Source organism: Streptomyces sp. YS-3 (genome assembly GCF_045257485.1).
GTDB lineage: Bacteria > Actinomycetota > Actinomycetes > Streptomycetales > Streptomycetaceae > Streptomyces.
Map to the genome: position 1 here is coordinate 1 of NZ_JBJHPC010000902.1, position 1876 is coordinate 1876.

At 70.1% G+C, this 1876-nt stretch carries 3 protein-coding genes; all 3 read right to left on the bottom strand.

What is annotated here, in order from left to right; all coding sequences use genetic code 11:
• Positions 1-49 precede the first annotated feature (49 nt).
• Positions 50-1048: a glycine cleavage T C-terminal barrel domain-containing protein gene (locus ACJA3G_RS36100; protein WP_406557256.1), complete on the bottom strand. Its 999-nt coding sequence runs from the start codon at positions 1046-1048 to the stop codon at positions 50-52.
• 36 nt (positions 1049-1084) lie between these two features.
• Entirely contained in the window at positions 1085-1576 is a 492-nt protein-coding gene (fabZ, locus tag ACJA3G_RS36105) for a 3-hydroxyacyl-ACP dehydratase FabZ (protein ID WP_406557257.1), read from the bottom strand.
• On the bottom strand, positions 1573-1876 hold a 304-nt coding region (locus tag ACJA3G_RS36110; RefSeq protein WP_406557258.1), incomplete at its 5' end, for a phosphopantetheine-binding protein. The genes fabZ and ACJA3G_RS36110, both read right to left, overlap by 4 nt.

Genomic DNA, 1876 nt, shown 5'->3' on the forward strand with positions numbered 1-1876 from the left:
CGACTGACGCGGTACGCGGGGCGGGCGGGGGCCCGCCCCGCGTACCGCGTCAGTCGAGTGAGACGTCGAGGCTGGTGGCGGTGAGGAAGGGAGCGGAGATGGTGCGCAGGGCGACGCCCGCGTCGGCGAGGGCGAACTCCTGGCCGGAGGCGGCCACCGCCGTGTCGACCTGGGCGGTGCCGATCACCCGGTTGAGGCGGGGTGACCAGACCGCGTGGGTGACGACACCCACCGTCGCGTCGCTCACGGTCAGGGCGGCGCCGTGCGACGGCCGGTCCGTCATCTCCTCGGCCCCGACCCAGCACACGGGCCGGCGCGCCGGGTCCGCGGCGCTCTCGGGCTCCTTGCCGGGCTCGATCATCCACTGCAGACCGAGGTCGTACGCGGTGGCGGAGCCGTCGGCGGCCTCGTGCTCCACGCTGGCGAAACGGACCTCCATACGGCACACGTCGACGGCGTCCTTGCCGCATTCCACGGCGCCGAGGGCGGTGAATTCGCTCCGCAGCGCATCTCCGGTACCGGCCGGGGCGAAGAACTTGTAGCCGTACTCGCCGGTCACTCCGGTGCGGGAGATGGTCAGTGAGCGGCCGTTGTGGTCGGCGGTGACGAAGCTGCGGTAGCCCATGGAGGCGATGGGGAAGGGAAGGTATTTCTGCGCGATACGGAAGGATGACGGTCCTTCGAGGGCCAGTACGTCGTACTCCTCGCGCACGTCCTGAACGGTGGTGTCGTCGGCGAGGGTGTCGCGGGTCAGGAGGTGCTCGGTGGCCTCGGCCGCCTGCGCCGGCCAGATCTCCACCAGGTAGTGGCCGGCGTGGCAGTGGATGAGCACTTCGGACAGGAGTGTGCCGTCGGGGCGCAGCAGCAGGGCGGTCATGCTCTGGCCTTCGAGGAGGAATTCGACGCCGCGGGTGGCCACGTGGCCGAGGAAGCCGGTGGCGCCGGGGCCGGAGACGCGTACCAGGCCGATGTCGCTGTAGTCGAGCAGTCCGCACGACTCCCGCAGTACGGCGTACTCGTCGTGGGTGTTGGTGTATGCGGTCTTCATGGAAGCTCCTGGGAGGTGAGGTCGGGGGGAGGAGATTCAGGCGTCGCGTTCGGTGACGGCGAGGCGGACGGTGAGCACCGTGTCGCGGCCAACGGACGCCTGGCCGGTGACCGAGATGAGCCCGCCGACGCGGGGGCCGCTCTGGAGGCGGAAGACGACCTGGTCGCCGGGGACGACCGGCTTGAGGAACTTCGCCTGGCGGATCTCGGCGAGGTAGCCGACGCGGTCGGCGACGTCGCTGACGATCTCGCCGGTGGCGCGCAGGGCTCCGGCGGTGCCGTAGACGACGGCGGCGAGCTGGGCCACGCACTCCACGAGCAGGACACCGGGGTAAATCATGCGGCCGGGGAAGTGTCCGGCCAGGACGGCGTCGGAGGAGGTGATGTTCTTGATGGCCTCGGCGCTCGTTCCCGGTTCCAGGGCGGTGACGCGGTCGAGCAGGAAGAACGGGTGTCGGTGGGGGAGGAGCCGTGCGATGTCGTCGGCGCTCAGGACGGTGCCGGGCGACGAGGTGGGGTGGTCGCTCATGACTGCTCTGCCTGGATGTGGTCGAGCAGGCGGTTGAGGGAGAGCAGGCTGTGGGTGTCGTCGTCGGTGATGGTGACGCCGAAGGTGTCCTCGACGGCCATCGCGAGTTCGAGGGTGTCGATGGAGTCGAGCTCCAGCCCGCGGCCGAACAGCGGCTGGTCGTCGCCGATGGCGGCCGGATCGACGTCGAGCGCCAGCCGGTCCACCAGAAGTGTCTTGACCTCCAGGGCCAGCTCGTGCCGACGTGCGGCGTGGGTGGTGGCTTCTTCCAGGGACATGACCATGAGGTGTCTCCGATGG